The following is a 22,931-nucleotide window of genomic DNA, read 5'->3' as shown; positions in this document are numbered from 1 at the left end:
GGGAACGGGTTGGGTTAGCTCCATTGCGAGTCCGCGTCGCTGGGCGGCACGGCCAGCAGCAGCGCCACGGCATGCGCCGGCACGGTCACGGCAGGTGTGTCGACGCCGGCCTCGCGTGCATCGGGCTGACTGCTGTCCAGCAGCAATTGCCAGTGCTGTGCTGGCTCTGGCAGGCGGAACGTGGCGTCCTCGCTGCCGGCGTTGAGCAGCAGCAGGGTCACCTGGATCTGGTCGTCCGGGCCGGTGGCGGCGCGGCGCATGGCCAGGGTGCGGCCATCGGGGTTGGACCATTGCTCGGGGTTGAGCGGGTGGCCGTCGACATCGAACCAGGCGATATCGGCCAGCCCGGGGTCCAGATCGCGGCGACCGTGGGCAAAGCGGGTTTCGGCAAACGCGTGCAGGCGCCGGCGCAGCGTCAGCAGGCGGCTGACAAAGGCCGTCATGGCGCTGCCGGCGGCGCTGCTGGCTTGGTCCCAGTCCAGCCACGAGAGTTCGTTGTCCTGGCAATAGGCGTTGTTGTTGCCGTCCTGGCTGCGGCCCCATTCGTCGCCCGCGGTGAGCATCGGCGTGCCGTGGGAGAGCAGCAGCGTGGCCATCAGCGCGCGCGCCACGCAGCCGCGCGTCTGGCGGATCGCCGGGTCGTCGGTGGGACCTTCCACGCTGCCGTCCGGGCTCCAGTTGGCGCTGGCGTTGTCGGCGGTGCCGTCGCGGTTGTCCTCGCAGTTGGCTTCGTTGTGCTTGGTGCTGTAGCTGACCAGATCGGCCAGCGTGAAGCCGTCGTGCGCGGTGATGAAGTTCACCGAGGCCCAGGGCTTGCGGTGGCGGCGGTCGAAGAAATCGGCCGAGCCGGCCAGGCGCGCGGCCAGGTCGCCGCGCTGGCCGGCGTCGCCGCGCCAGTAGCGCCGCGCAGTGTCGCGGAACTTGTCGTTCCATTCGGCAAAGCCGGGCGGGTGGTTGCCCAACTGGTAGCCGCCGGGGCCAAGGTCCCAGGGCTCGGAGATCAGCTTGACGCACGACAGCACCGGATCCTGCAGGATGGCATCGAAGAAGCCCGCGCCCGGGTCGAAGCCGCCGGTGCCCTCGCGCCCCAGCGTGCTGCCGAGATCGAAGCGGAAGCCGTCGACATGGAAGCACTCGGCCCAGTAGCGCAGCGAATCCATCACCATCTGCAGCACGCGCGGATGCGACAGGTTGAGCGTGTTGCCGCAGCCGGTGTCGTTGATGTAGTGGCGTTCATCGCCTGGCATGAGCCGGTAATAGCTGGCGTTGTCCAGCCCGCGCCACGATACCGTGGGGCCGAGCGCGTTGCCTTCGCAGGTGTGGTTATAGACCACGTCGAGGATGACTTCGATGCCTGCCGCGTGCAGCCGCCGCACCGCCACCTTGAATTCGTTGAGCTGGCCGCTGCTGAGATAAGTTGGCTCCGGCGCGGAAAAGGCCAGCGTGTTGTAGCCCCAGTAGTTGCGCAGGCCACGTTCCACCAGGAAACGGTCCTGCAGGAACGCATGGATGGGCAGTAGTTCCACGGCGGTGATGCCGAGCTTGTGGAGGTGGTCGATCCAGCGTGGGTCGCACAGCGCGGCAAAGGTGCCGCGCATGTGCGGCAGCAGGTCCTGGCGCAACATCGACACGCCGCGCGGATGCACTTCGTAGATGACGGTCTTCTCCCAGGGCACGTCCGGCGCGCGGTCGTCGCCCCAGTGGAAGCTGGGGTCCACCACAACCGCCTTGGGCATGGCGGGGGCATTGTCGCGGCGGTCGGGAGCCAGGTCGGCGCGCGGGCTTTGCAGCCGGTAGCCGAACAGCGCTTCGGACCAGCGCACCGGCCCGCTCAACTGCCGCGCATAGGGGTCGAGCAGCAGCTTGTGCGCGTTGAAGCGGTGTCCGTGGGCGGGCTCGTAAGGGCCGAACGCACGATAGCCGTAGACCGTGCCGATCGCCGCGTGCGGCAGGTAGCCGTGCCAGATCTCGTCGGTGCATTCCGGCAGCGTGGTCCGCGTCAGCTCCTTGCGGCCGTTGGCCGAGAACAGGCACAGGTCGATGCGCGCGGCATTGGCTGAGAACACGGCAAAGTTGATCCCGAGCCCGTCCCAGTGCGCGCCGAGCGGGTACGGTTTGCCGGGCAGCATGCGGGTGGCGAGGGCTTGGGGCAAGTCAGGCTCCTTCCGGGATGAAGCGCAGGACCAGCGTGGCCAGCGGCGGGAGGGTGAGCGTGAGCGATGCAGGCAGGCCGTGCGAGGGCGTGGCGCTGGCCAGGACTTCGCCGCCGTTGCCCACGTTGCTGCCGCCATAGCAGGCAGCGTCGGTGTTGACGCATTCCTGCCAGCGGCCCGCGAACGGGACGCCCAGGCGGTAGCCGGGGCGCACCACCGGCGTCATGTTGACCACCGCCAGCACCACTTCGCGGCTGCCGGGCGCAGCCCTGCGCAGGTAGGCGAACACGCTGTTGCGGCTGTCGTCGCCCACCACCCAGCCAAAGCCCTCGGGCCGGTGGTCCAGCGCATGCAGCGCCGGCAGTTCCCGGTGCAGCCGGTTGAGATCGCGCAAAAGCGCCTGCATGCCGCGGTGCTCGGGGTGCTCCAGCAGGGACCAGTCCAGCTCGGTGTCGTGGTTCCACTCGCGCCACTGGGCAAACTCCGCACCCATGAAGAGCAGCTTCTTGCCGGGATGCGTCCACATGAAGCCGTAATAGGCGCGCAGGTTGGCAAAGCGCTGCCAGTTGTCGCCGGGCATCTTGCCGATCATCGAGCCCTTGCCATGCACGACTTCGTCATGCGAGATCGGCAGTACGAAGGCCTCCGACCAGGCATAGACCATGCCGAAGGTCATGTCCTGGTGGTGCCAGACGCGGTGTACGGGATCGTGGGAGAGATAGCGCAGCGTGTCGTGCATCCACCCCATATTCCATTTGAAGGTGAAGCCAAGCCCGCCGCTCTCCACCGGCGCGGTCACGCCGGGCCACGCGGTGGATTCCTCGGCGATGGTCATGGCGCCACGGCAGCGCTCGCGCACCACGGTATTGAGCTCGCGCAGGAAGGCCACGGCCTCGAGGTTCTCGCGCCCGCCGAAGCGGTTGGGAACCCACTGGCCGGCCTCGCGGCTGTAGTCGCGGTAGAGCATCGACGCCACCGCATCCACGCGCAGGCCGTCGATATGGTAGTGCTCCAGCCAGTGCAGGGCACTGGCTAGCATGAAGCCGCGCACTTCGTTGCGGCCCAGGTTATAGATCAGCGTGTTCCAGTCCTGGTGGAAGCCCTCGCGCGGGTCCTGGTATTCGTAGAGCGCGGTGCCATCGAACTCGGCCAGCCCGTGCGGGTCGGTAGGGAAATGCGCCGGCACCCAGTCCAGGATGACGCCGATGCCTGCCTCGTGGCAGCGGTCGACGAAGGCGGCGAACGCCTGCGGCGGCCCCAACCGCGCGGTGGGCGCGAACAGCGACAGCGGCTGGTAGCCCCAGGAGCCGCCAAAGGGATGCTCCATCACTGGCAGCAGCTCGATATGGGTAAAGCCCAGTTCGCGCACATACGGAATCAGCCGGCCGGCCAGGCGCTCCCAGCCGTGCACGGGATCGTTGGCCTCGGCGAGCCAGGAGCTGACGTGCATCTCGTAGATGGACATGGGCGCGGCGTGCGCGTCGGCGGCGGCGCGATGGCGCATCCAGGCCTGGTCGTTCCAGGTATACGGCGGCGCTGACGTGCCCGGCTGCGCTACCACCGAGGCGGTGGCAGGCGGCGCCTCCGTCGCCAGAGCCACCGGGTCAGCCTTGTCGGGCAGCGGCTCGCCGTGCGCGCCGAGCAGGTCGAACTTGTAGCGGCTGCCCGGGGCCGCGCCCATCGCGCCGGGAATGAACAGTTCCCAGATGCCGGCGCCATGGCGCAGGCGCATCGGGTGCCGCACCGGGTTCCAGCCGTTGAAGTCGCCGATCACCGAGACCCGCCGCGCATTGGGTGCCCACACGGCAAAGCGCACGCCTTCGACGCCATCCAGGACCTGCGTCTGCGCGCCCAGGCATCGGCCCAGCTCGAAGTGGCGCCCCTCGGCGATCAGGTGCAGGTCGAGATCACCCAGCAAGGTGCCGAAGGCGTAGGGATCGGCGCTGACCTGCTCGCTGCCGTCCGGCCAGCGCATGCGCAGGCGATAGTCGCGCGCGCCTGCGGAGCCGGGCAGGGTTCCGGCGAAGATGCCGCCGGGGTGAAGCCGCTCCAGTTCGGCCAGCCGGGTGCCGTCGGCGCCGGCGAGCCAGGCCGCCTGCGCGCCCGGCAGGCAGGCGCGCACCACGGTGCGGCCTGCCGCGTGGTGCGGCCCGAGTACGGCGAAGGGATCGGCATGGCGTGCCGCCAGCAGCGCCTCCATGTCCGGCATGGCCAAAGGCGGCAGTATCGCGGGCCGCGAGCCAGGCGTATTCGGTGGGGCGCGCTTGTCCTTCGGACCGTCGCGGGGCGGGACGCTTTCAGTCTGGTTCACTGCCGTCCTCGGTGAGTTCGCGGATGAGCCGGGCCAGGCCATTGACCGGCAGGTCGATCCACGCCACGCGGTTGGCGGCTTCGTAGCCCACCTCGTAGGCGGCCCGCTCCAGCAGGAAGAGGTCGAGCAAGGCTTGCGTCTGCTCCGGCTGGACCCATGGCTGCGGCGCGGCCTCGGCAACCTGCCGGTAGCCGGCCACGAAGGCTTCGCTGGCGGTCTCGCGGAAGCGGTCGAGCAGCATCTCGCGGCGCTGGGCCAGGGCCGGCGGCAGGGCCGCGTGGGTGCGCTCCTGGCGGTCTGTGCCAACCGTGGCGGCGGCATAGTCGAGCGAGCGCAGCAGGCCCGCCACATCGCGCAGCGGCGAAGTCTTGCGCCGGCGCCAGTCCAGCGGCAGGCCCGGTTCGCCTTCGAAATCGACCAGATAGGTATCGTTCTGCGCGATCAGCACCTGGCCCAGGTGGAAGTCGCCGTGGATGCGCGTCTGCAGGCTGCCGGGAGCCGCCGCGGCGAGCCGGGCCACCAGCCGTGGCAACTGTCCGCGCGCAGCGAGCAGGGTGTCGATATCGGCGGCGAAGCGATCGTCGCGGGCCTGCCGCCCGAGTTCGCCGGCGCGCTTTTCGAGCAGGGTCACGGCGCGATCCAGCTCGGCCATGGCTTCATCGGCCCACTGCAGTGCCTGTGCCTCGCCGGCCGCTTCGGGCGCGAAGGCGGGATCATCGGACGGACGCGCCAGCACCGCGTGCAGTTCCGCCAGGCGCTGGCCCAGCGTACCGGCAACCGTGGCATACCCGGTCAGGGCCTCGGCGAACTCCGCCTCGCTGTCCTCGGACGGCACGGCATCATCGATGGCCCGGCCGAGATAGTCGAGCGTCCAGCCCCACGCATCGCCCTGGTTGAGGATATAGCCCTGCAGCAGCATCAGCGTGCGCGGCGTGCCATCGGTGCCGGTGCGCACCACCTCGCCCAGCAGCGGGGCCGAATTGCGATAGCCCTGGATGGTCAGGTAGCGGGTCATCTCGGCCTCGGGGTGGATGCCCGCGGCGATGCGGCGCACCAGCTTGAGCACTGCCGAGTTGCCATAGGACAGCGAACTGTTGGATTGCTCGGCCGACATCCACTGGACCTCATCCGTTTCCAGGGGCAGCTCGGCCAGGCCAGGTTCGCCGAGGAAGCGGATCGGGCCGCGCGGGGTGGACAGCTCGGCCCCGCCGAGCAGCGCGCGCACCACCTCGCGGGCAAAGCACTCCACGGCGAAGCCATCCGTGACCAGGCCAACCCGGCTGCCCTTGCGCACGCGAGCCATGGCCAGCGAATGCGCCAGCTGCGAGGCGCCTTCGCCCGTGTCCACGCGGTCCCACAGCAGCCCCACGGGCAACTGGTAGCAATCGGCGTGGCTGTCCAGCGACAGCTCCATTTCGCACAGGTAGGTTTCCTCGCCGGCCGTGCCCAGGCCGAACGGAATGGCGTAGGCGATTTTCACACTGCCGATGCGCTCACCCTTGGCGCCATACCAGCGCCGCCGCCCGATGTAGTGCGGCAATACCTCGTTGGCCAGCGTGCGGCGCGAGGCTTCGGTCAGCTCGCGCTGGGCGGCGCTGTGTATCACCAGCGTAATCTGATCAGGCATTTGCTCGGGGGCATCGACGTGCCACGAAGGTGGCTGGGCTTCTTCGCTCAGCACGAACCAATAGAACCCGTAGGGCGGCAGCGTCAGCAGGTAGGTGAGCTGGCCGATCGCCGGAAAGGGGGTGGCGCCCATCATTTCCACCGGCACGCGGCCGTCAAAGGCGGAGAGATCGAGTTCCACGGCCTGCGGCGCCCGCGCCAGGTTGGCCACGCACAGGATGTGCTCGCCTTCGAACTCGCGCAGGTAGGCCAGGACCTTGCGGTTGCCCGGAAACAGGAAGCGCAGCGTGCCGCGCCCGAAGGCGCGGTGCTGGCGGCGCAGCGCCAGCATGCGGCGCATCCAGTTGAGCAGCGAATGCGGGTCGCGGGCCTGTGCCTCCACGTTGACGGCGTCATAACCGTAGAGCGGGCCTTGCAGCGGCGGCAGCACCAGGCGCTCGGGGTCGGCGTGGGAGAAGCCGCCGTTGCGGTCGGGCGACCACTGCATGGGCGTGCGCACGCCGTCGCGGTCGCCCAGGTGGATGTTGTCGCCCATGCCGATCTCGTCGCCGTAATAGATCACGGGCGTGCCCGGCAGGGAGAACAGCAGGCTGTTCATCAGCTCGATGCGGCGGCGGTCGCGTTCCATCAACGGCGCCAGGCGGCGCCGGATACCGAGATTGATGCGGGCGCGGCGATCGGAGGCGTAGACCTCCCACAGGTAGTCGCGCTCGGCGCTGGTGACCATTTCCAGCGTCAGTTCGTCGTGGTTGCGCAGGAAGATCGCCCACTGGCAGTTGGGCGGGATCTCCGGCGTCTGCCGCATGATGTCTGTGATGGGAAAGCGATCCTCCCGGGCGATGGCCATGTACATGCGCGGCATCAGCGGGAAGTGGAACGACATATGGCACTCGTCGCCCAGCACCGCGGTGCCCTCGTTGCTCAACTCGCCTGCGTTGCTCATGGCGGGGACGGCGGGGTGCGCCTGCCCCGTGAGCACCGGCGAGATGGGCGAGGTGGACTCGGCCGGCGCGCCCGGGCCGCCGAAGTACTGCTGGGCATCCTCGGGCCACATATTGGCCTCGGCCAGCAGCAGGCGGCCGCTGTACTCGGCATCCAGGTGCGCGCGCATCTGCTTGATGATGGCGTGGGTCTCGGGCAGGTTCTCGTTGCTGGTGCCCTCGCGCTCGACCAGGTAGGGCACCGCGTCGAGCCGCAGGCCGTCCACGCCGATATCGAGCCAGAAACGCATCACCGACATGACCTCGCGCAGCACCTGCGGATTGTCGAAATTCAGATCCGGCTGGTGCGAATAGAAGCGGTGCCAGAAATACGCGCCGGCCACCGGGTCCCAGCTCCAGTTGGATTTCTCGGTGTCGCAGAAGATGATGCGCGTGCCGGCATAGGTCTGGTCGGTGTCGGACCAGACGTAATAGTTGCGCGCCGCCGAGGCGGGCTTGGCACGGCGCGCGCGCTGGAACCAAGGGTGCTGGTCCGAGGTGTGGTTGATGACCAGTTCGGTGATCACGCGCAGGCCGCGCGCATGCGCCGCGGCGATAAAGCGGCGCGCCTCGCCCAGCGTGCCGTAGTCGGGATGGACGCTGCGGTAGTCGGCGATATCGTAGCCGTCGTCGCGCCGCGGCGAGGGATAGAACGGCAGCAGCCAGACGGTGTCGATTCCCAGGTTGACGAGGTAGTCGAGCTTGGCCGACAGGCCGGCAAAGTCGCCTACGCCATCGCCGTTGCCGTCGTAGAAGGACTTGATGTGCAACTGGTAGATTACCGCGTCCTTGTACCAGAGCGGGTCGGCGTTGAGCAGGGCGGCGCTCCACGGTTCGGTCAGGCGTTTCATGCCGGCTCCTCGCGCAGCGGCTGCACGCGCCACAGGGCGAACGGCAGGATGTGCGGGTCGAGCCGGATACGCTGGTTCTTGCCCCGCCAGGTAAAGCGGGGACCCTGCATCAGGTCTTCGGCTTCCAGCGCGCCGTGGTCGGGCAGGCCCCATTCCCACAGCGGCAGTTCGATCGCGGACTCGCGCACGGCGCGGGGGTCCAGGCTGATCGCCGCCAGCAGCACGTCGTCGCCGAAGCTGGCGGCGCGCTCGGCACTGCCAGCCGGCCCGGACACGCGTGGCACGAAGCGGGCGAAGTACAGCACCGCGTCGTCGCTGGCGTGATAAAAGCGCAGGCCAAGGTGGTTCTGCAGCGCCGGGTGGCTGGCGCGGATCGCGTTCAGCCGCGAGATCTCGGCAATGATGTTGCCGGGTTGCTGCCAGTCCCACGCGCGCAACTGGTACTTCTCGGAGTCGAGATACTCTTCCTTGGGCACGCCGTCCTTCATTAGCGGCGTACCTTCGCAGAGCTCGAAGCCGCTGTACATGCCCCACAGCCCCGACAGCAGGGTAGCCAGCGCGGCGCGTATCAGGAACCCCGGCCGGCCGCTGTCATGCAGGAAGTAGGGATTGATGTCCGGCGTGTTGACGAAGAAATGCGGCCGGAAATACTCGCGCAGCGGACCTTGCGTCAGTTCGGTCATGTACTCCGTCAACTCGCGCTTGTGATTGCGCCAGGTGAAGTACGTATACGACTGGTTGAAGCCGAGCTTGGCCAGGCGCGCCATCATCTTGGGCCGTGTGAAGGCCTCGGCGAGGAACAGCGCGTCGGGAAAGCGAGAGCGCACGTCGGCGATCATCCATTCCCAGAACGGCAGCGGCTTGGTGTGCGGGTTGTCCACGCGGAAGATGCGCACGCCCTGCTCGGCCCAGAACACCACCACATCGCGCAGCGCCAGCCACAGCGCGGCGTCCGCAGGTGGCTTGCAGTAGAAATCGACGTTGACGATATCCTCGTATTTCTTGGGCGGGTTTTCCGCGTAGCGCAGCGAGCCGTCGGGCCGGTGCGCGAACCACGCCGGATGCTCGCGCAGCCAGGGATGGTCGGGCGAGCACTGGATGGCGAAGTCGAGCGCCAGCTCCAGGCCCTCGGCCGCGGCCGCTTCGCGCAGCCGGCGAAAGTCGTCGAACGTGCCCAGCTCCGGGTGGATCGCATCGTGGCCACCTTCTTCCCCGCCGATGGCATAGGGGCTGCCGGGCTCGCCGGGGTTGGCGCGCAGGCTGTTGTTGCGGCCCTTGCGATGGGTGCGGCCAATGGGATGGATGGGCGGCAGGTAGAGCACGTCGAAGCCCATGGCGCGGATGGCCGGCAGCCGCGCGATGACGTCGTCGAAAGTGCCGTGGCGCTGCGTGTCGCCGCTCTGCGAGCGCGGGAACAGCTCATACCAGCTGGCAAAGCGCGCCGCGAGCCGGTCCGCTTCCACTGGCAGCACCACCGGGTGGCGCGTGGCGAACGGGCGCGGGTCGGCGGCCCGCATGGCGGCGCGGGTGCGCGGCGACAACAGCAGTTCCAGCCGGTGCACATCGCCGCCGGGATTGCCGCGCGCGGCTTCCAGCTCGGCGGCGATGGCGTGCACCTCGGCATCGTCGGTGGGTGCCGTGTCCACCGCCGCCGCCACCAGGCGCGAGCCTTCCTCGATCTCCAGCGTCACGTCGATGCCGGCCTGCTTCTTCTTGCCGACTTCGTCGCACCAGCTGGCGAATGTGTCGCGCCAGGCTTCCACCGTGAACTCGTGGCGGCCCATCCCGCGCAGGGGGAAACTGCCGCTCCAGCGGTCGTTGACGCCGGGCTCCAGCGCAGACTGCTGCCACTCCTGCTCGCCGGGGCCGCGCCACAGCAACACCGCGGCCAGCTTGTCATGGCCGTCCATCCAGATATCGGCTTCCACCTCCACCCGCTCGCCGGCCACGCGGCGTACCGCGAAACGCCCTGCATCGCAGGCCGGCGTCACATTCTCGATGGCGATGCGCGGTGCCTTCAGCGCGGCGGCCACGCTTTTTTCCAGCGTGGCACGCACGGCAGCGGCAATGCGCTTGTCGTCGCGCTGCGCGGGCGCGGCCTGCGCAGCACTGGGCACCGGGTGGTAAAACTGGATGCCGGCAGGTGCCAGCGCAATATTGGCCATGGCGTCGAGCACGGTGCCGTCTTGTTCCGCGCGACCAGGGCCGCCCTCGGCCGGCAGCAGTGCGCCCACCCCCTGGGGCAGCGCGGCCAGGATGCGGTCTGCCCCGAGGGTGGCGGCCTCCCGGGTATCGGGATTGATCACGATGGCCAGCGCCGTGGCGTCCTCGCCGGCGGCGCCGGCCGTGCGCGCGAGCACCGTGAGCGACGAGTTGCCGCCGTTCACCAGCCGCAGGCTGCGCACCGGCGCGCTGCCGCGCGCCGCCAGCCAGGCGTTGGCGTGGATCACTTCGTGGGAGAGATCGTAGGGCGGCGCGGTCTCGCCGTCGCCGCCGGCCTCGAATCCGGCCGGCGCCAGCAGGCCGTCGCCAATCGCGGCGGCGGCCCAGAGGGCGCGCCGCGCAACCAGCGCGTCGGTGCCCGCTGCTTCCAGCGCCGGCGCGGCCAGGACGGCACCGAAGGGGCGCAGGCGAGCGATTTCATCGGTGAGCCAGGCGCTGCGGTAATCCCACCACGGCAGCGAGCAGAAGGCGCCGTCGAAGCCGCCCCGCGCGAGGTCGTCAAGTTGCGCGGGCGCCAGGCCAGGGGTCCACGCCAGGAAAGCCAGCCTCCGGCCAGGCGCGGCATGGCGGGCACCGGCAATCAGTTGGGCCCAGTGCTGCCCGCCGACGCGCGCCGGCGCGCGGCAGACGAAGCCGGCAATGCCGGCCCCCACCGGCAGGCGCAGGCGCTCGCCCCACCATGGCACCAGTGCCGACGCGGTATGCGGATCGTGCCAGCGCAGGCGCACGCCCGGCAGGTGGTTGTCGGTGTCGCGCGGATCGGCGGCCAGGCCGGCGGGCTCGCGCCAGCCGGGATCCAGGCCGGCGCTGCCTTCGGGATAGCGGTCCAGGGCAAGCTCCAGCAGGCAGGACAGGCCGTGCGCGCCGCAGGCCGCCACGGCCTGCGCCAGCGCCGCACCCTGTGCGTGCAGGACCGGCCAGCCTGCCAGCAGGACATGGTCGAAGCCAAGCGCCGCGGCGCGGGCCAGCACCTCGGCGCCGGGGGCGCCGTCAAGCTGGGTGGCGGACAGGTCTATCTGGCAGATTCGCACGTTGTTTTCCCGCCTGTTCTCGCCAGTGCAATCGCCTCGGCGGCGACAGATAGCATGCTCGGGTTCAAGATGGAACTCCTTCGATATCCGTATCCATAGCCATAGCCATATCCATCGGCGGATAGCGGTGATGAAGAGTGATGGTCGGGTGCCACAGTGCTGGCACGACCCCGCGCGCCGCCGGAGCGGCAGGACCTTGCGCTTTTTGTGCTACGCGAAGCGCGTGCCAGGCGTGGCGCGCGCACTCGCGGGGGACCCGGATCGCCACGATTGCCAAGGCCGCGCGGCGGAACGCGGCAAGTGCATCAGGCGAGGCTTACAGCGCGCGCGCGGGTAGGCCGTGTAAAAACTATAGTGGGGCGGCGGCAGTTCTGGCAGAAACGCGCACGCAGACCAGGCGGCGCGTTTCGCTTCAGGCGGGCGGGTGCTTGAAGGGAGACAAGGAAGGAATCGGCACTGTTCCGCCGTAGCGCGCGAGTGCGCGATGGAAAGCAAGTGGACGGCAGGCTGCAACGCAGCAATGCTCGCCTCGCTGCAGGACGGATCAACTCGCGCGATAGGCGTCGAGCCGGTTGTAGAGTGTCTTGAGGCTGATACCCAGGCAGCGCGCTGCCTGCCGCTTGTCGCCGTCGAAACGCGCCAGCGTGGCCAGGATGATCTCGCGCTGCGCGTCGGCCAGCGAGGTGCCGATGCGCACGTTGACGAAGCCGTCCTGCGTAGCGGGGCGGGGCGGCTGGCTGGCGACATTGGGGTTGGTGATATCGATGACGCGGTCCGCCAGGATAAAGGCGCGGTAGATGGTGTTCTTGAGTTCGCGCACGTTGCCGGGCCAGCCGTAATGGCGCAGGCGCTCCAGCGCGGTGGAGGAGAAGGTCTTCTCGATGCCTTCCTTGGCATTGAATTCCGCCAGGAAATGCCTGGCAAGTCGGGTGATGTCCTCGCCGCGCTCGCGCAGCGGCGGAATATGCAAGGGGAACACGGCGAGCCGGTAGAGCAGATCTTCACGCAGTTGGCCGGCGCGTACCGCTTCGATCGGGTCACGATTGGTGGCGGCGAGAATCCGCACGTCGCAGACGATCTGGGTGTCGCCGCCCACGCGCTGGAAGGTGTGCGTTTCCAGCACCCGCAGCAGCTTGATCTGCATGTCGGGCGCCATCTCCGTGACTTCGTCGAGGAAGAGCGTGCCGCCGCGGGCCTGCTCGAAATACCCGGCCTTCTGCTGTATGGCGCCAGTGAACCCGCCTTTCTCGTGGCCAAATAATTCGGACTCGATCAGCGTGGCGGGAATCGCGCCGCAGTTGACCGCGACGAACGGCCCGGCCCGGCGGGCCCCCCGGTCGTGCACGGCACGCGCCACCAGTTCCTTGCCGGTGCCGCTCTCGCCGACCGCCAGCATCGTGACTTCGGTGGCGGCCACGCGGTCGATCTGCGCCAGCAGTTGCTGCATGACGGGCGAAGCGCTTTGCCACAACAGGGCCGAGGGGCCCTGGACAACGCCGGGGCGCGGCGCGTCGCCGACAGGCGCGGCAGGAGGGGTTGGCGTGGCGCGTGGATTGCGGCTTGTGCTTGTCATTGGCAAGGATCAGGGGGTGCGCCTCGCCTTCGGCGAGACCGGCCGGCGGGCGGGCGGCAACTCGCCGCCAAGAGGACGCATTCAGGCTAATCCTATCGCTTGCAATGGCGAGAGGCCACTGTTTTGAGCCCGCCCGGCGCGCATCGCCGCGTTGTCAGACAGATTCCGGTACCGCTGCCTCTGGCGGCTGCATAGAATGGGATGTATCCCCTGATTCACCCCTCGCGCCGTGACGCATCATCGCCGCATGCTGCTCTGACATAGGGTCTGGGCTTGTGCTTGCCGTGGCCTGCGCCGATGGTGGAGGACGATACGTCCGGCCGACTGGAATATATGCCTCACATCCTTATCGTCGATGACGATGAAAATACCTGTGCCGCACTATCGGAAATCGTGGCGGCCGAAGGCTTCAGCTCCGCCACCGCCGGCGATCTGCGCGAAGCCTGTCTGCAAATCGGCTGGCAGGTGCCCAATGTCGTGCTGGCGGACCTGAAGCTGCCCGACGGCAGCGGCATGGACCTGTTCAACGAGGTCGGCAACGCCGGGGTCGAAGTGATCCTGATGACCGGCTACGCCAGCGTGGAATCCGCGGTGGATGCCCTGCGCCTCGGCGCCACCGATTACCTCGTCAAGCCGATCAACGTAACGCGGCTGCGCACCATCCTGAAGCGCATCGCCACCACCGGTGACCTCAAGGAGGAGATCCATTCGCTGCGCGGCGAGCTGCGCCGCTACGGCCGTTTCGGCAGGCTGCTCGGGAGTTCGGAGGCCATGCAGGTGGTCTACGACCAGCTCAGCAAGGTCGCGCCCACCGAGGCCACCGTGCTGCTGGTGGGCGAGAGCGGGACCGGCAAGGAGCTGGCCGCGCAGTCCCTGCACGAGCTCTCGGCGCGCCGGCGCCAGCCCTTCCTGGCCGTCAATTGCGGCGCCATTTCCCCCACGCTGATCGAGTCCGAGATGTTCGGCCACGAGCGCGGCAGCTTCACGGGCGCCGAGCGCCAGCACAAGGGCTACTTCGAGCGGGCCGACGGCGGCACGCTATTTCTCGACGAAATCACCGAGATGCCGGTCGAACTGCAGGTCAAGCTGCTGCGCGTGCTGGAGTCCGGCGCATTCATGCGGGTCGGCACCAACCGAGAACTGCACGCCGATGTGCGCGTGGTGGCGGCCACCAACCGCAATCCGGAGGAAGCGGTGGCCGACGGCAAGCTGCGCGCCGACCTCTATCACCGTCTCAATGTATTCCCGATCGAATTGCCGCCGCTGCGCGCGCGGGGCGATGATGTGGTGCAGATCGCCAATACGCTGCTGGAACAGATGAACGGCGAGCACGGCACCCAGCGCCGTTTTGCCCCGGAGCTGCTCGACAGCCTCTTGCTGCATGCATGGCCCGGCAATGTGCGCGAGCTGCGCAATTTCGTGCAGCGGGCCTACATCATGGCCGACCAGGACCTGATTTCCGAGGCGCACGTGCCGCTGCAAGTAACGGCCGCGACCTCGGCTGGCACCGCCATGGTGTCGGTGCCAGTGGGGATGTCCCTGGCCGATGCCGACCGCCAGTTGATCTTTGCCACGCTGGAGCAGTGCTCCGGCGTGAAGAAGCACGCCGCCGAGATACTCGGCATCAGCCTGAAGACCTTGTATAACCGCCTGGAGGAATATACCTCGAGAGGCGAGTTGCCCGAGCGGCTGCGCGCCAATGGCGCGAGCGCCACTTGAAGCGGCACCACGGCGCTGTGCTGTACCAGTACGCGACGCCTGGCATGCCGTCATGCATGGATGAGCCGCCGGCGCCGGCGGTGCGCGGCGAACGTGTCACCCGACTGGTGCAGCAAGGGTACCGGCACCGGGTTGACGTGCCAGATCCGTGAGCAATACTCCTGAATGGCGCGGTCGGACGAAAAATACCCGGAGCGCGCCGACGACAGCACCGACATGCGCTGCCAGCGCTCCCGGTCGGCAAACGCGGCGCTGACGTCCTGCTGGCAGTGCAGGTAGGAGGCGAAGTCCGCCAGCAGCAGGTAGGGATCGTGCTGAAGCAGACTGTCGAACAGCGGCTGGAACACGGCCGCGTCGCCCTTGGCGAAAAAACCTTGCTGCGCCAGCCCGATCACCGCGCGCAATTCGGCGTTGCCATCGTAGATCGTGCCCGGCCGGTAGCCGGCCGACTTGAGTGCATAGACCTCCGACGCGGTCAGGCCGAACGGGAAGAAATTATCGGCGCCAATGTGCTCGCGCAGCTCGATATTGGCGCCGTCCATGGTACCGATGGTGATGGCGCCGTTCATGGCGAGCTTCATATTGCCGGTGCCGGAGGCTTCCTTGCCCGCCAGCGAGATCTGTTCGGAGAGATCGGCGGCGGGGTAGATGCGCTGTCCGTGGCTCACGTTGAAGTTCGGCAGGAACGCCACCTTGAGCCGGTCGCGCACCTGCGGGTCGCGGTTGATCACTTCGGCCACCGCGGTAATGAAGCGGATCATCAGCTTGGCGTAGTGGTAGCCGGGCGCGGCCTTGCCTGCAAACAGGAAGGTGCGCGGCACGATGTCGGCATGCGGGTCGGACTTGATGCGATGGTAGAGCGCAACGATATGCAATACGGCCAGATGTTGCCGCTTGTACTCGTGGATGCGCTTGACCATGACGTCGAACATCGAGTCGGGATCGACCACCACGCCGGTGCAGTTGCGGATCAGGCGTGCCAGGTCCACCTTGTTGGCACGCTTGACCGCTTGCCATTGGTGGCGGAAGGCGGCATCGTCGGCATAGGGCTCGAGCGCCCGCAGCCCCGAGAGATCGCGTATCCAGCCGTCGCCGATGGCGTCGCAGGCCAGCCTGGCAAGCCGCGGGTTGGCCAGCGCGACCCAGCGCCGCGGCGTGACCCCGTTGGTAACGCAGGTGAACTTCTCTGGCCACATCTCGTAGAAGTCCTTCAGCACGTCTTGCTGCATCAGGCGGGAGTGCAGTTCGGCCACCCCATTGATGGCATGGCTGCCGACGCAGGCAAGATGGGCCATGCGCACGTAGCGCGGGCCGCTCTCGTCGATCAGCGACAGGCGCGCCAGGCGCGATTCGTCGCCGTAGAAACGGATGCGCACCTCATCCAGGAAGCGCGCGTTGATCTCGTAGATGATCTCCAGGTGGCGCGGCAGGATGCGCGCAAACAGCGGCAGCGGCCAGCTCTCCAGCGCCTCGGGCAGCAGCGTGTGGTTGGTGTAGGCAAAGGCGCTTCGGGTGATATCCCAGGCCTGGTCCCACGGCACGTCGTGGTCGTCCACCAGCAGGCGCATCAGCTCGGCGATGCCGATCGAGGGATGGGTGTCGTTGAGTTGCACCGCGAACTTCTCGTGGAAACGCGTGAGTGCAATGTCGTGCGTGTCCATCAGGCGCAGCATGTCCTGCAGCGAGCACGCGACGAAGAAATACTGTTGCTCCAGCCGCAGCTCTTTCCCCTGCAAAGTCTCGTCGTTCGGGTAAAGCACCTTGGTCAGGTTTTCCGAGGTCACCTTCTTGCTGACCGCGCCGAGGTAGTCGCCCCGGTTGAACACATTGAAATCGAACGCCTCGGTGGCCTCCGCGCGCCACAGGCGCAGGGTGTTCACGGTATTCACGCGGTAGCCGAGGATCGGCGAGTCGAAGGGAATGCCCACCACGGTCTTGTCCGGCACCCAGCGCACGCGGTAGTGCCCGCGGTCGTCGGTATAGCGTTCGGTGTGCCCGCCCAGCTTGACCTGGACGGCCCATTCGGAGCGCTGGATCTCCCATGGATTGCCGTTGCGCAGCCAGGTGTCGGTGCTCTCCACCTGTATGCCGTCGACGATGGACTGGTGAAAGATGCCGTATTCGTAACGGATGCCGTAGCCCAGTGCCGGCGTCTCCAGGGTGGCGAGCGAATCGATGAAGCAGGCCGCCAGCCGGCCCAGGCCGCCGTTGCCCAGGCCCGGCTCTTCCTCCTGCGCGAGAATTTCGTCCAGGTCCAGGCCAAGTTCCGCCATGGCTTCCCGCACTTCGTCGCAAATGCCCAGGTTGATCAGGTTATTGCCCAGGTGCGGACCCATCAGGAACTCCGCGGAAAGGTAGGCCACGGTACGCGAGGGCTGGCCAAGATAGGCCTCGGCCGTGCTGATCCAGCGCTGCACCAGCCGGTCGCGCACCGTGTGGGCCAGGGCCTGGTAAAGATCGTTGCCACTGGCCAGCCCCGGGAGCTTGCCCTGCGTGTAGAACACATGATCGAGAAAGGCGCGCCGGATGGTGGCGCTGGACATTGCGGTGCGGGTGTCGTGTCCGGGGTGCGGGGCAGGCGGCACGGGTGGCGCGACATTCGGCTCGGAATCTGCCGTCATCGGGATCCTCCTGGTGGCATCGGTCTCGGGCGGTGCCGGGCCGGGCGCGGCACCGCCACGTCTCTGAGCCTAGACAAGTTTCAGCCTGGCAGGTACCCGGATTGCGTTCTTGACTCGCGTGCGCGCATCTCCTTGACGCCACACCGGCCTTTTACGCGCGCTGGGGCGCAGGCGGGGGCAGGTCGCCGGGAGGCGGGTCCTTGACTGGCGTCGGCGGCTCCGGGTCGGGTACCTCGGGCGGTGGCACCTCCGGCGAGGGCGGTGCCTGGTCGGGCTCGGGCGTGATATGGAAGTGGATCTGCATGCTTCTCTCCGGGTTCGGGAGCGCGGCCGGTCCGGAGTGGGCCCGGGCCGCGGTCGGTTGGCAAAGGCGGGGCATCGCGCAGGCGGCTCCCCCAGGTTCGTCCAGGATGCGCGAGAGCGCTTCCAGGTCGACCGGCTTGACCACGTGGCGATCGAAGCCGGCCTGTGCTGTACGCTGGCGAGCGTTGCATCTGCTCCTCTCCCTGGAGCGGAGAGCGGGCTGTCGGTCTGGTCTCCAGTAGTTGCTCGGGCTCGCCGGTAAGAACTATAGGAAAATCCGGAGTCCGACCGGTAGATTCTGCATGTAGCGTTTGCTCGACAATGCTCCCCTTGTCATGCAAGACACTGCGCTTCTCTCTGCCGGCGGCAGTTTGCGGGCGACGGCACGCAACCAGGCCGGTCCGCCGGTGCCCATGCGGCGACCGGGACGGGAAAGATGCGGCAAAAGCCGTGCCCACGCGTGGGACAGGGCTTCAAAGGGACGGCGGGTTTGGAGCTGGGCTGAGCCGGCCGGCGGCGGCCTCGCCCGGACAGCGGTATGCTTGTCTTTTGAGCGGCGCGCTGCGTGGAGCGGGCTTGCCAGCCAGGGGTCCAAGGAAGACTTCCGGGGGCCGAATCACGCGCCGCCTGCGATCCGGCCCCGCTCGTGCTACCGTAGCGGGCTAGACGCTGCAAAGCGCCGCGATGCCGTGCCGCCAAGGCCGGCGCCAAACCCCCACTGATATGACTGACACAGAGATCCAGCTGATCGGCTCCGCCCGCCTGCCGACCCGCTTTGGCGAATTTACCGCCCACGCCTTCAAGGGTGCCGTTTCGGGCACCGAACACCTGGCGTTGAGCGTCGGCGATATCACCGGCGAAGCCGTGCTGACCCGCCTGCATTCCGAGTGCCTGACCGGCGACGTCTTCGGCTCTTGCCGCTGCGACTGCGGCGAGCAACTCGACCTGGCCATGAAGAAAATCGCCGAGGAAGGCCGCGGCATCCTGCTCTACCTGCGCGGCCAGGAAGGGCGCGGCATTGGACTGGGCCACAAGATCCGCGCCTATGCGCTGCAGGATGGCGGGCTCGACACGGTCGACGCCAACCTGGCGCTGGGCCAGGAAATCGATAGCCGCAATTACGCCTTCGCCGCCGACCTGCTGCACCAGTGGGGCGTCAAGTCGATCCGGCTGATGAGCAACAACCCCAAGAAGAAGCAGGCCCTGGAGGCAGCCGGCATTACGGTGGTGGAGCAGATGCGCCATATCGTGCCGTCCAATGCCGAGAACGAGAAGTACCTGGAGACCAAGCGCGAGCGGATGGGGCATCTGCTCGACTAAGCGGAAGGCCAAGGCTGGCCCGCAGACGCGCCTGAGCAACTAAAAGCGCACAAAATCGAGAAGATAACCAGGTTATCCGGCTACACTTTCGTATCGACGCCATCATCCAGCCACTAGCCGGTTCTCAACATGCTTGCCCAGATTCAACGCAGTTGCGGCGAAAGCGCGATGCGCCTGCGCCGGGTACTTGCCAGGGAAGTCCATCTGGACATCCGCCAACCGGCGCAGGTCAAGCGCATCCGGCTACTGGGCTGGCTGGCCTTTATCGGGTTTCCGACCTTCTACGTGGTCTGGAAATTCGTTTTTCCGCAGCCGTATGAAAGCCTGACCTTGCGGCTGGTGGCGATGGTGATGTGCCTGCCGTTGATTGTGACCGGCGATCTGCGGGACAAAAAGTGGCTTCCTGCGCATTTTTTGATGACGTTGACGTACGCGCTGTCGTTTTTCTTCGTCTACATGTATCTGATGAATCACGGGAACCTGGTCTGGTCCCAGTCGCTCGTGATTGCCGTCATCATCCTGTTCAACTTCAGTGGCTGGCTGGGTGGCGCCAGTTCGCTGGCGTTGGGCACGGCGGCGGCGTGGCTAGTCTACAACTACGTCACGCCGCCGCCGGTCACGCTGCTGCAGGTGAACTGGCCGACCGAGCTGCCGATCATCGGCTTCACCATCTGCACCATTGCCGTCCTGAAGATCGACCAGCGCATCCTGATCCAGGAAAAGCTCGACGGCATGGCCATTGCACTGGGCACCGTTGCCCACGAACTACGCACGCCCATCCGCAGCATTGGCTCGACCGCGCTCGGCATGGGCCGCTACCTGCCAGGCCTGATCCGCTTCTACGAGGAAAACGAGACGCCGGAGAACTCATTGAACCTGCCGCGCGCGCATTTCGGTTTGCTCAAGGACGCGTTGCCGCGCATCCAGCTGGAAGTCGACCGCATGAACCACGGCATCGATGTGCTGCTGGTCAACGCGAAGGTCAAGGCCGGGCAGGGGCCCGGCGAGCATTTCCGGCTGGGCGAAGCGATCGAAGAGGCGCTGGCGCGCTATCCCTTCGAACCGGGACAGCGCGAACTGGTGCATGCCGACCTGGCGATGGATTTCCCGATCCACGCCGACCAGAAGCTGATGGTGATGGTGCTGTTCAACCTGATCAAGAACGCCCTGCATGCGCTGGCGCGGGCAGGCCACGGCGAAATCCGGCTGCGCATGGAGCATGGCACCCGACGCAACCGCCTGATCTTCCGCGACACCGGCACCGGCGTGCCGGAGCGCGAGCTATCGTCCATCTTCAAGCGGTTCCATACCTATCCTCGCAACGAGGGGACGGGCATTGGCCTGGCCTTCTGCAGGGAGACGCTCGAAGCCTGGGATGGCCGTATCCACTGCAGCTCGGTCGAGCACGAGTACACGGAGTTCGTGCTGGAGTTTCCGCCCGCCATGCCGCGCCACGGTAACGCCGGCGCGGCTAGCTGAAACCCGCGCGTCGCCGCGCGGCCGTGCGGCCGCTCAGGCCGTGCCGTGCAATGCTTCGAGCGCCTCGTGCAGCACGGTGTGCCGGGTCAGGGGCGGCTGCGGCAGGGCCGCGCGGGGCTTGCGCTGGGTGGAGCGCCAGCCCGCCAGGTTCACCTCGTCGCGGATTTCCGCGCAGACCTGGATCAGCCGATCGATCTCCACGGCGGTGAGGCAGGCGTGCATGGTCAGCCGCATCAGGGCCCGGTCGCGCGCCGTGGCCGGCGCGCAGAACACGGCGCCGAAGATGCCGCGTGACTGCAGGGCATTGCGCAGCACCAGGGTTTGCTCCTCGGTGCCGGACTCCAGCGCGATGATCTGCTCCGAACCCGCCGAGACGTTGTAGCCCAGACCAGACAGCGCGCTGCGCACCTGGGCCGATACCGCGTGCAACTGTGTACGGCGTTCGTCCGCCTCGGCGATGAAATCCGCGGCGGCGTCGAACCAGGCCAGTTCGTGGTGAAGCAGACCCGAACTGAAGATGGCCGGGCGCGATTCCGCAGCGAAATAGCCCTTGAACGAGGTCGGGCAGGTTACCAGCCCGGCACGGCCGCCGAAAGCCTTGGCCAGGCTGGCGGTCTGGAAATGAACCCGGCGCGAAAGGCCGAGTTGCGCGACCAGCCCGGCGCCGGCCGGGCCATGGGTGCCCAGCGAGTGCGATTCGTCGACCACGATCACGCTGCCCGTGCGCTCGGCCACCTCCACGAAATCCGCCAGCGGGCAAAGACTGCCATTGGTGCTGTAGACCGAATCCACCACGATGATGCCGGGACCATCCTTGCGGATCTGGCGCTCAGCGTGTTCCGCGTCGTTGTGCATGAAGGGCACGGCCCGGGCACGCGCTGCGTGGGCGCCTTCCCACAGGGACATATGGGCCAGCATGTCGAGATAGACCGGCGTGCGTTCATTGGCAATGCTCTGCAGCAGGCCCACATTGGCCGCCCAGCCCGACTGGCACAGGATGCTGTCCTCCGCGCCGCTGAATGCCGCCAGCTTGCGCTCGAGCCGGCTGGTGGGATTGTCCCCATACTGGAACACCGCCGACATCAGCAATTCGCTCTCCGGCCCGCGCATCGCGGCCGTCTGGGCCCTGACCAGCTTGTCCTCGCCAAGCAGGCAAAGATAATCGTTGCTGGAAAAATGCACGGCGTCAGGCCCGGGTTGCCGGCCGTGCAGCAAATGGCTGCCGCCCCAACGCTTCTGTACCCGCTCCACCTCGTGCCCCGCGACGCGCGTGGTGACGAATTCCGGCCAGGCGGCCACCGCGGCGGAGGCCGCGTGGGAGGTACGGTTGGTTTGCAGGCGACCCGAGTTCACATTGATCATTACATTCCCCTAGAAGGTACTCCGACAGAAAAGCCGGCCGAGACGGCCGATGATGGTCGAGGCAACGCAGGCGCGGCCCGCGCCCTTTGGTTCAATGTATGGTCCGGGGCGGGCGAAAGCCTGTAGCGTGTTCGTGTTTCGAATTGATGTTGCGCCGACAAGCTATTCTGCCGTGTGTCGGGGAGTTCGCCCCGTTCAGTCGCATACGATTGGCGCGGCAAAACCACGCTTCGGGTTGCACGAAGGCGGCGGCGCTGTCCGGCGGGGCATGCTGAGCCAAATCCGGATAGTGATATTAAATTTATTTAATTCAGAGTTGAATTTAATAAATTCCCATTGCCTCGGCTTGCGGAACCTGCGGTTGCCTGCCAATCGCACCGAAGAAGGATTGGGGAAACAGTCTGGCTACTCCGATATTCCAGGCACATCCGTTTCAAGATAAACGCAGTTGCCCGGCGACAGCAGGTAATCGATTGCCGCATGAGACGACACGCGCATCATTTTCATCGAGATACACCTGATCGAAGTCTCGCGTAACGCAGGCATACGGCCCGCCGGGTGGCCCCAGCGGCGCTTTGGCATATACCTGGCAGCCGCTGGACGCATGCGATGGCGCAGGATTGGCATCCCGCTGGAAAGCCTTCTAAGATCAAAGTCCAACCCCTGTACAGGATCAGACTATGAGCAAGCCCGCCACGCCGGCTCACCCCGCTTCACCGCCGCCCAAAGTTGCGCCGAAGCCAGGCAGCAAGAACGACCATCTGGAAGAAGAACTGGACGAAGCGCTCCAGGAAACCTTTCCCGCGAGCGATCCGATCTCGGTGGACCACGGGCAACCAGCCCGGCCGGGCAAGTAGCCGCAAGTCCGCAGCGCCCTGCGCCAGGGCCCTAGACCAGTTGCCGCAACTGCGCGACAACCTTCATCAGTTGCCCGTGCGCAACGATCACGCCGGATTCGTCCTGCAGGGCTTGCTGGTAGCGGTCGCGAAAGGCCGGTTCACTCTTCGGACCGAACAGCTTCTCGGTGGCCGCAGCCACCGCGCGGCAGGTTTCATCGTGGTGTTCTGGTGCCTCCAGTTCCTCATCGATCTCGATAATCAACCGCGAAAGCGGATCGAGCCAGCGAAAATAGGTCTCTTCGGTCACAATCTGCACAAACAAGCCCGCCGGGATCGGGCCATGCAGCCGCTCGTACTCCGTGCGGTTCAATGCGATCACTTCCTTGTGCACCTTCAGCAGCGCAGCACGCAATGCCCGCAGCCCGCTGCGGCGATCTTCCTGCTTGGCGAGGAACTGTTCGTGTGGCATATCCCTTCTCCTATTCCTTTTTTTGACGGCCTGGAGCGCACAGCCCGGTCTGCGGCCCGCTTGTCAGCCGC

13 protein-coding genes are annotated in these 22,931 nt (G+C 67.0%); 4 read left to right on the top strand and 9 right to left on the bottom strand.

Features of this window, described 5'->3' with window-relative positions:
* Positions 1-14: 14 nt before the first annotated feature.
* From glgX to AC1DQ3_RS17390, 5 genes are all read right to left on the bottom strand, one after another.
* Positions 15-2,129, bottom strand: a complete 2,115-nt coding sequence (gene glgX / locus AC1DQ3_RS17410; RefSeq protein ID WP_477121492.1) for a glycogen debranching protein GlgX — start codon at positions 2,127-2,129, stop codon at positions 15-17.
* A 25-nt stretch (positions 2,130-2,154) separates the two neighbouring features.
* Positions 2,155-4,362, bottom strand: coding sequence for a 1,4-alpha-glucan branching protein GlgB (glgB, locus tag AC1DQ3_RS17405; protein WP_477121491.1), 2,208 nt, complete (start codon positions 4,360-4,362; stop codon positions 2,155-2,157).
* Positions 4,363-4,450: 88 nt separating this feature from the next.
* Positions 4,451-7,921, bottom strand: coding sequence for a putative maltokinase (locus AC1DQ3_RS17400; protein ID WP_477121409.1), 3,471 nt, complete (start codon positions 7,919-7,921; stop codon positions 4,451-4,453).
* A complete protein-coding gene (locus AC1DQ3_RS17395) occupies positions 7,918-11,175 on the bottom strand; it encodes a maltotransferase domain-containing protein (protein ID WP_477121408.1) in 3,258 nt (1,085 codons plus the stop codon). Before AC1DQ3_RS17395 ends, AC1DQ3_RS17400 begins: the two co-directional genes overlap by 4 nt.
* A gap of 544 nt (positions 11,176-11,719) precedes the next feature.
* Positions 11,720-12,754, bottom strand: coding sequence for a sigma-54 interaction domain-containing protein (locus AC1DQ3_RS17390; protein WP_477121407.1), 1,035 nt, complete (start codon positions 12,752-12,754; stop codon positions 11,720-11,722).
* 327 nt (positions 12,755-13,081) lie between these two features.
* On the opposite strand from AC1DQ3_RS17390, the gene AC1DQ3_RS17385 reads away from it, so the two are divergent.
* The gene (locus AC1DQ3_RS17385) at positions 13,082-14,467 is read left to right on the top strand and encodes a sigma-54-dependent transcriptional regulator (protein ID WP_477121406.1); all 1,386 of its coding nucleotides are present in this window, start codon (positions 13,082-13,084) and stop codon (positions 14,465-14,467) included.
* Positions 14,468-14,517: 50 nt separating this feature from the next.
* Here AC1DQ3_RS17385 and AC1DQ3_RS17380 read toward each other — a convergent pair whose 3' ends face one another.
* Together AC1DQ3_RS17380 and AC1DQ3_RS17375 are read right to left on the bottom strand one after the other, a co-directional pair.
* Positions 14,518-17,088, bottom strand: a complete 2,571-nt coding sequence (locus AC1DQ3_RS17380; RefSeq protein ID WP_477121405.1) for a glycogen/starch/alpha-glucan phosphorylase — start codon at positions 17,086-17,088, stop codon at positions 14,518-14,520.
* Positions 17,089-17,239: 151 nt separating this feature from the next.
* Positions 17,240-17,392: a hypothetical protein gene (locus tag AC1DQ3_RS17375; RefSeq protein ID WP_477121404.1), complete on the bottom strand. Its 153-nt coding sequence runs from the start codon at positions 17,390-17,392 to the stop codon at positions 17,240-17,242.
* A 722-nt stretch (positions 17,393-18,114) separates the two neighbouring features.
* Between AC1DQ3_RS17375 and ribA the strand changes: the two genes are divergently transcribed.
* Positions 18,115-18,711, top strand: a complete 597-nt coding sequence (gene ribA, locus AC1DQ3_RS17370; RefSeq protein ID WP_045238727.1) for a GTP cyclohydrolase II — start codon at positions 18,115-18,117, stop codon at positions 18,709-18,711.
* A gap of 129 nt (positions 18,712-18,840) precedes the next feature.
* Positions 18,841-20,190, top strand: a complete 1,350-nt coding sequence (locus AC1DQ3_RS17365; protein ID WP_477121403.1) for a sensor histidine kinase — start codon at positions 18,841-18,843, stop codon at positions 20,188-20,190.
* A 33-nt stretch (positions 20,191-20,223) separates the two neighbouring features.
* Here the strand turns inward: AC1DQ3_RS17365 and cqsA are convergent, their stop codons facing one another.
* Positions 20,224-21,552, bottom strand: coding sequence for an alpha-hydroxyketone-type quorum-sensing autoinducer synthase (cqsA, locus tag AC1DQ3_RS17360; protein WP_477121402.1), 1,329 nt, complete (start codon positions 21,550-21,552; stop codon positions 20,224-20,226).
* A gap of 680 nt (positions 21,553-22,232) precedes the next feature.
* On the opposite strand from cqsA, the gene AC1DQ3_RS17355 reads away from it, so the two are divergent.
* Positions 22,233-22,409 (top strand): hypothetical protein, encoded by a 177-nt coding sequence (locus AC1DQ3_RS17355; RefSeq protein WP_477121401.1) that lies wholly within the window; start codon positions 22,233-22,235, stop codon positions 22,407-22,409.
* Between the two features lie 31 nt (positions 22,410-22,440).
* On the opposite strand, the gene AC1DQ3_RS17350 is transcribed toward AC1DQ3_RS17355, so the two are convergent.
* A complete protein-coding gene (locus AC1DQ3_RS17350; RefSeq protein WP_477121400.1) occupies positions 22,441-22,860 on the bottom strand; it encodes a hypothetical protein in 420 nt (139 codons plus the stop codon).
* Positions 22,861-22,931 lie beyond the last annotated feature (71 nt).

It is taken from the genome of Cupriavidus sp. 01T418, from assembly GCF_056398885.1.
The sequence above is the reverse complement of the archived record's forward strand: the minus strand, read 5'-3'. Positions and strand labels throughout refer to the sequence as shown.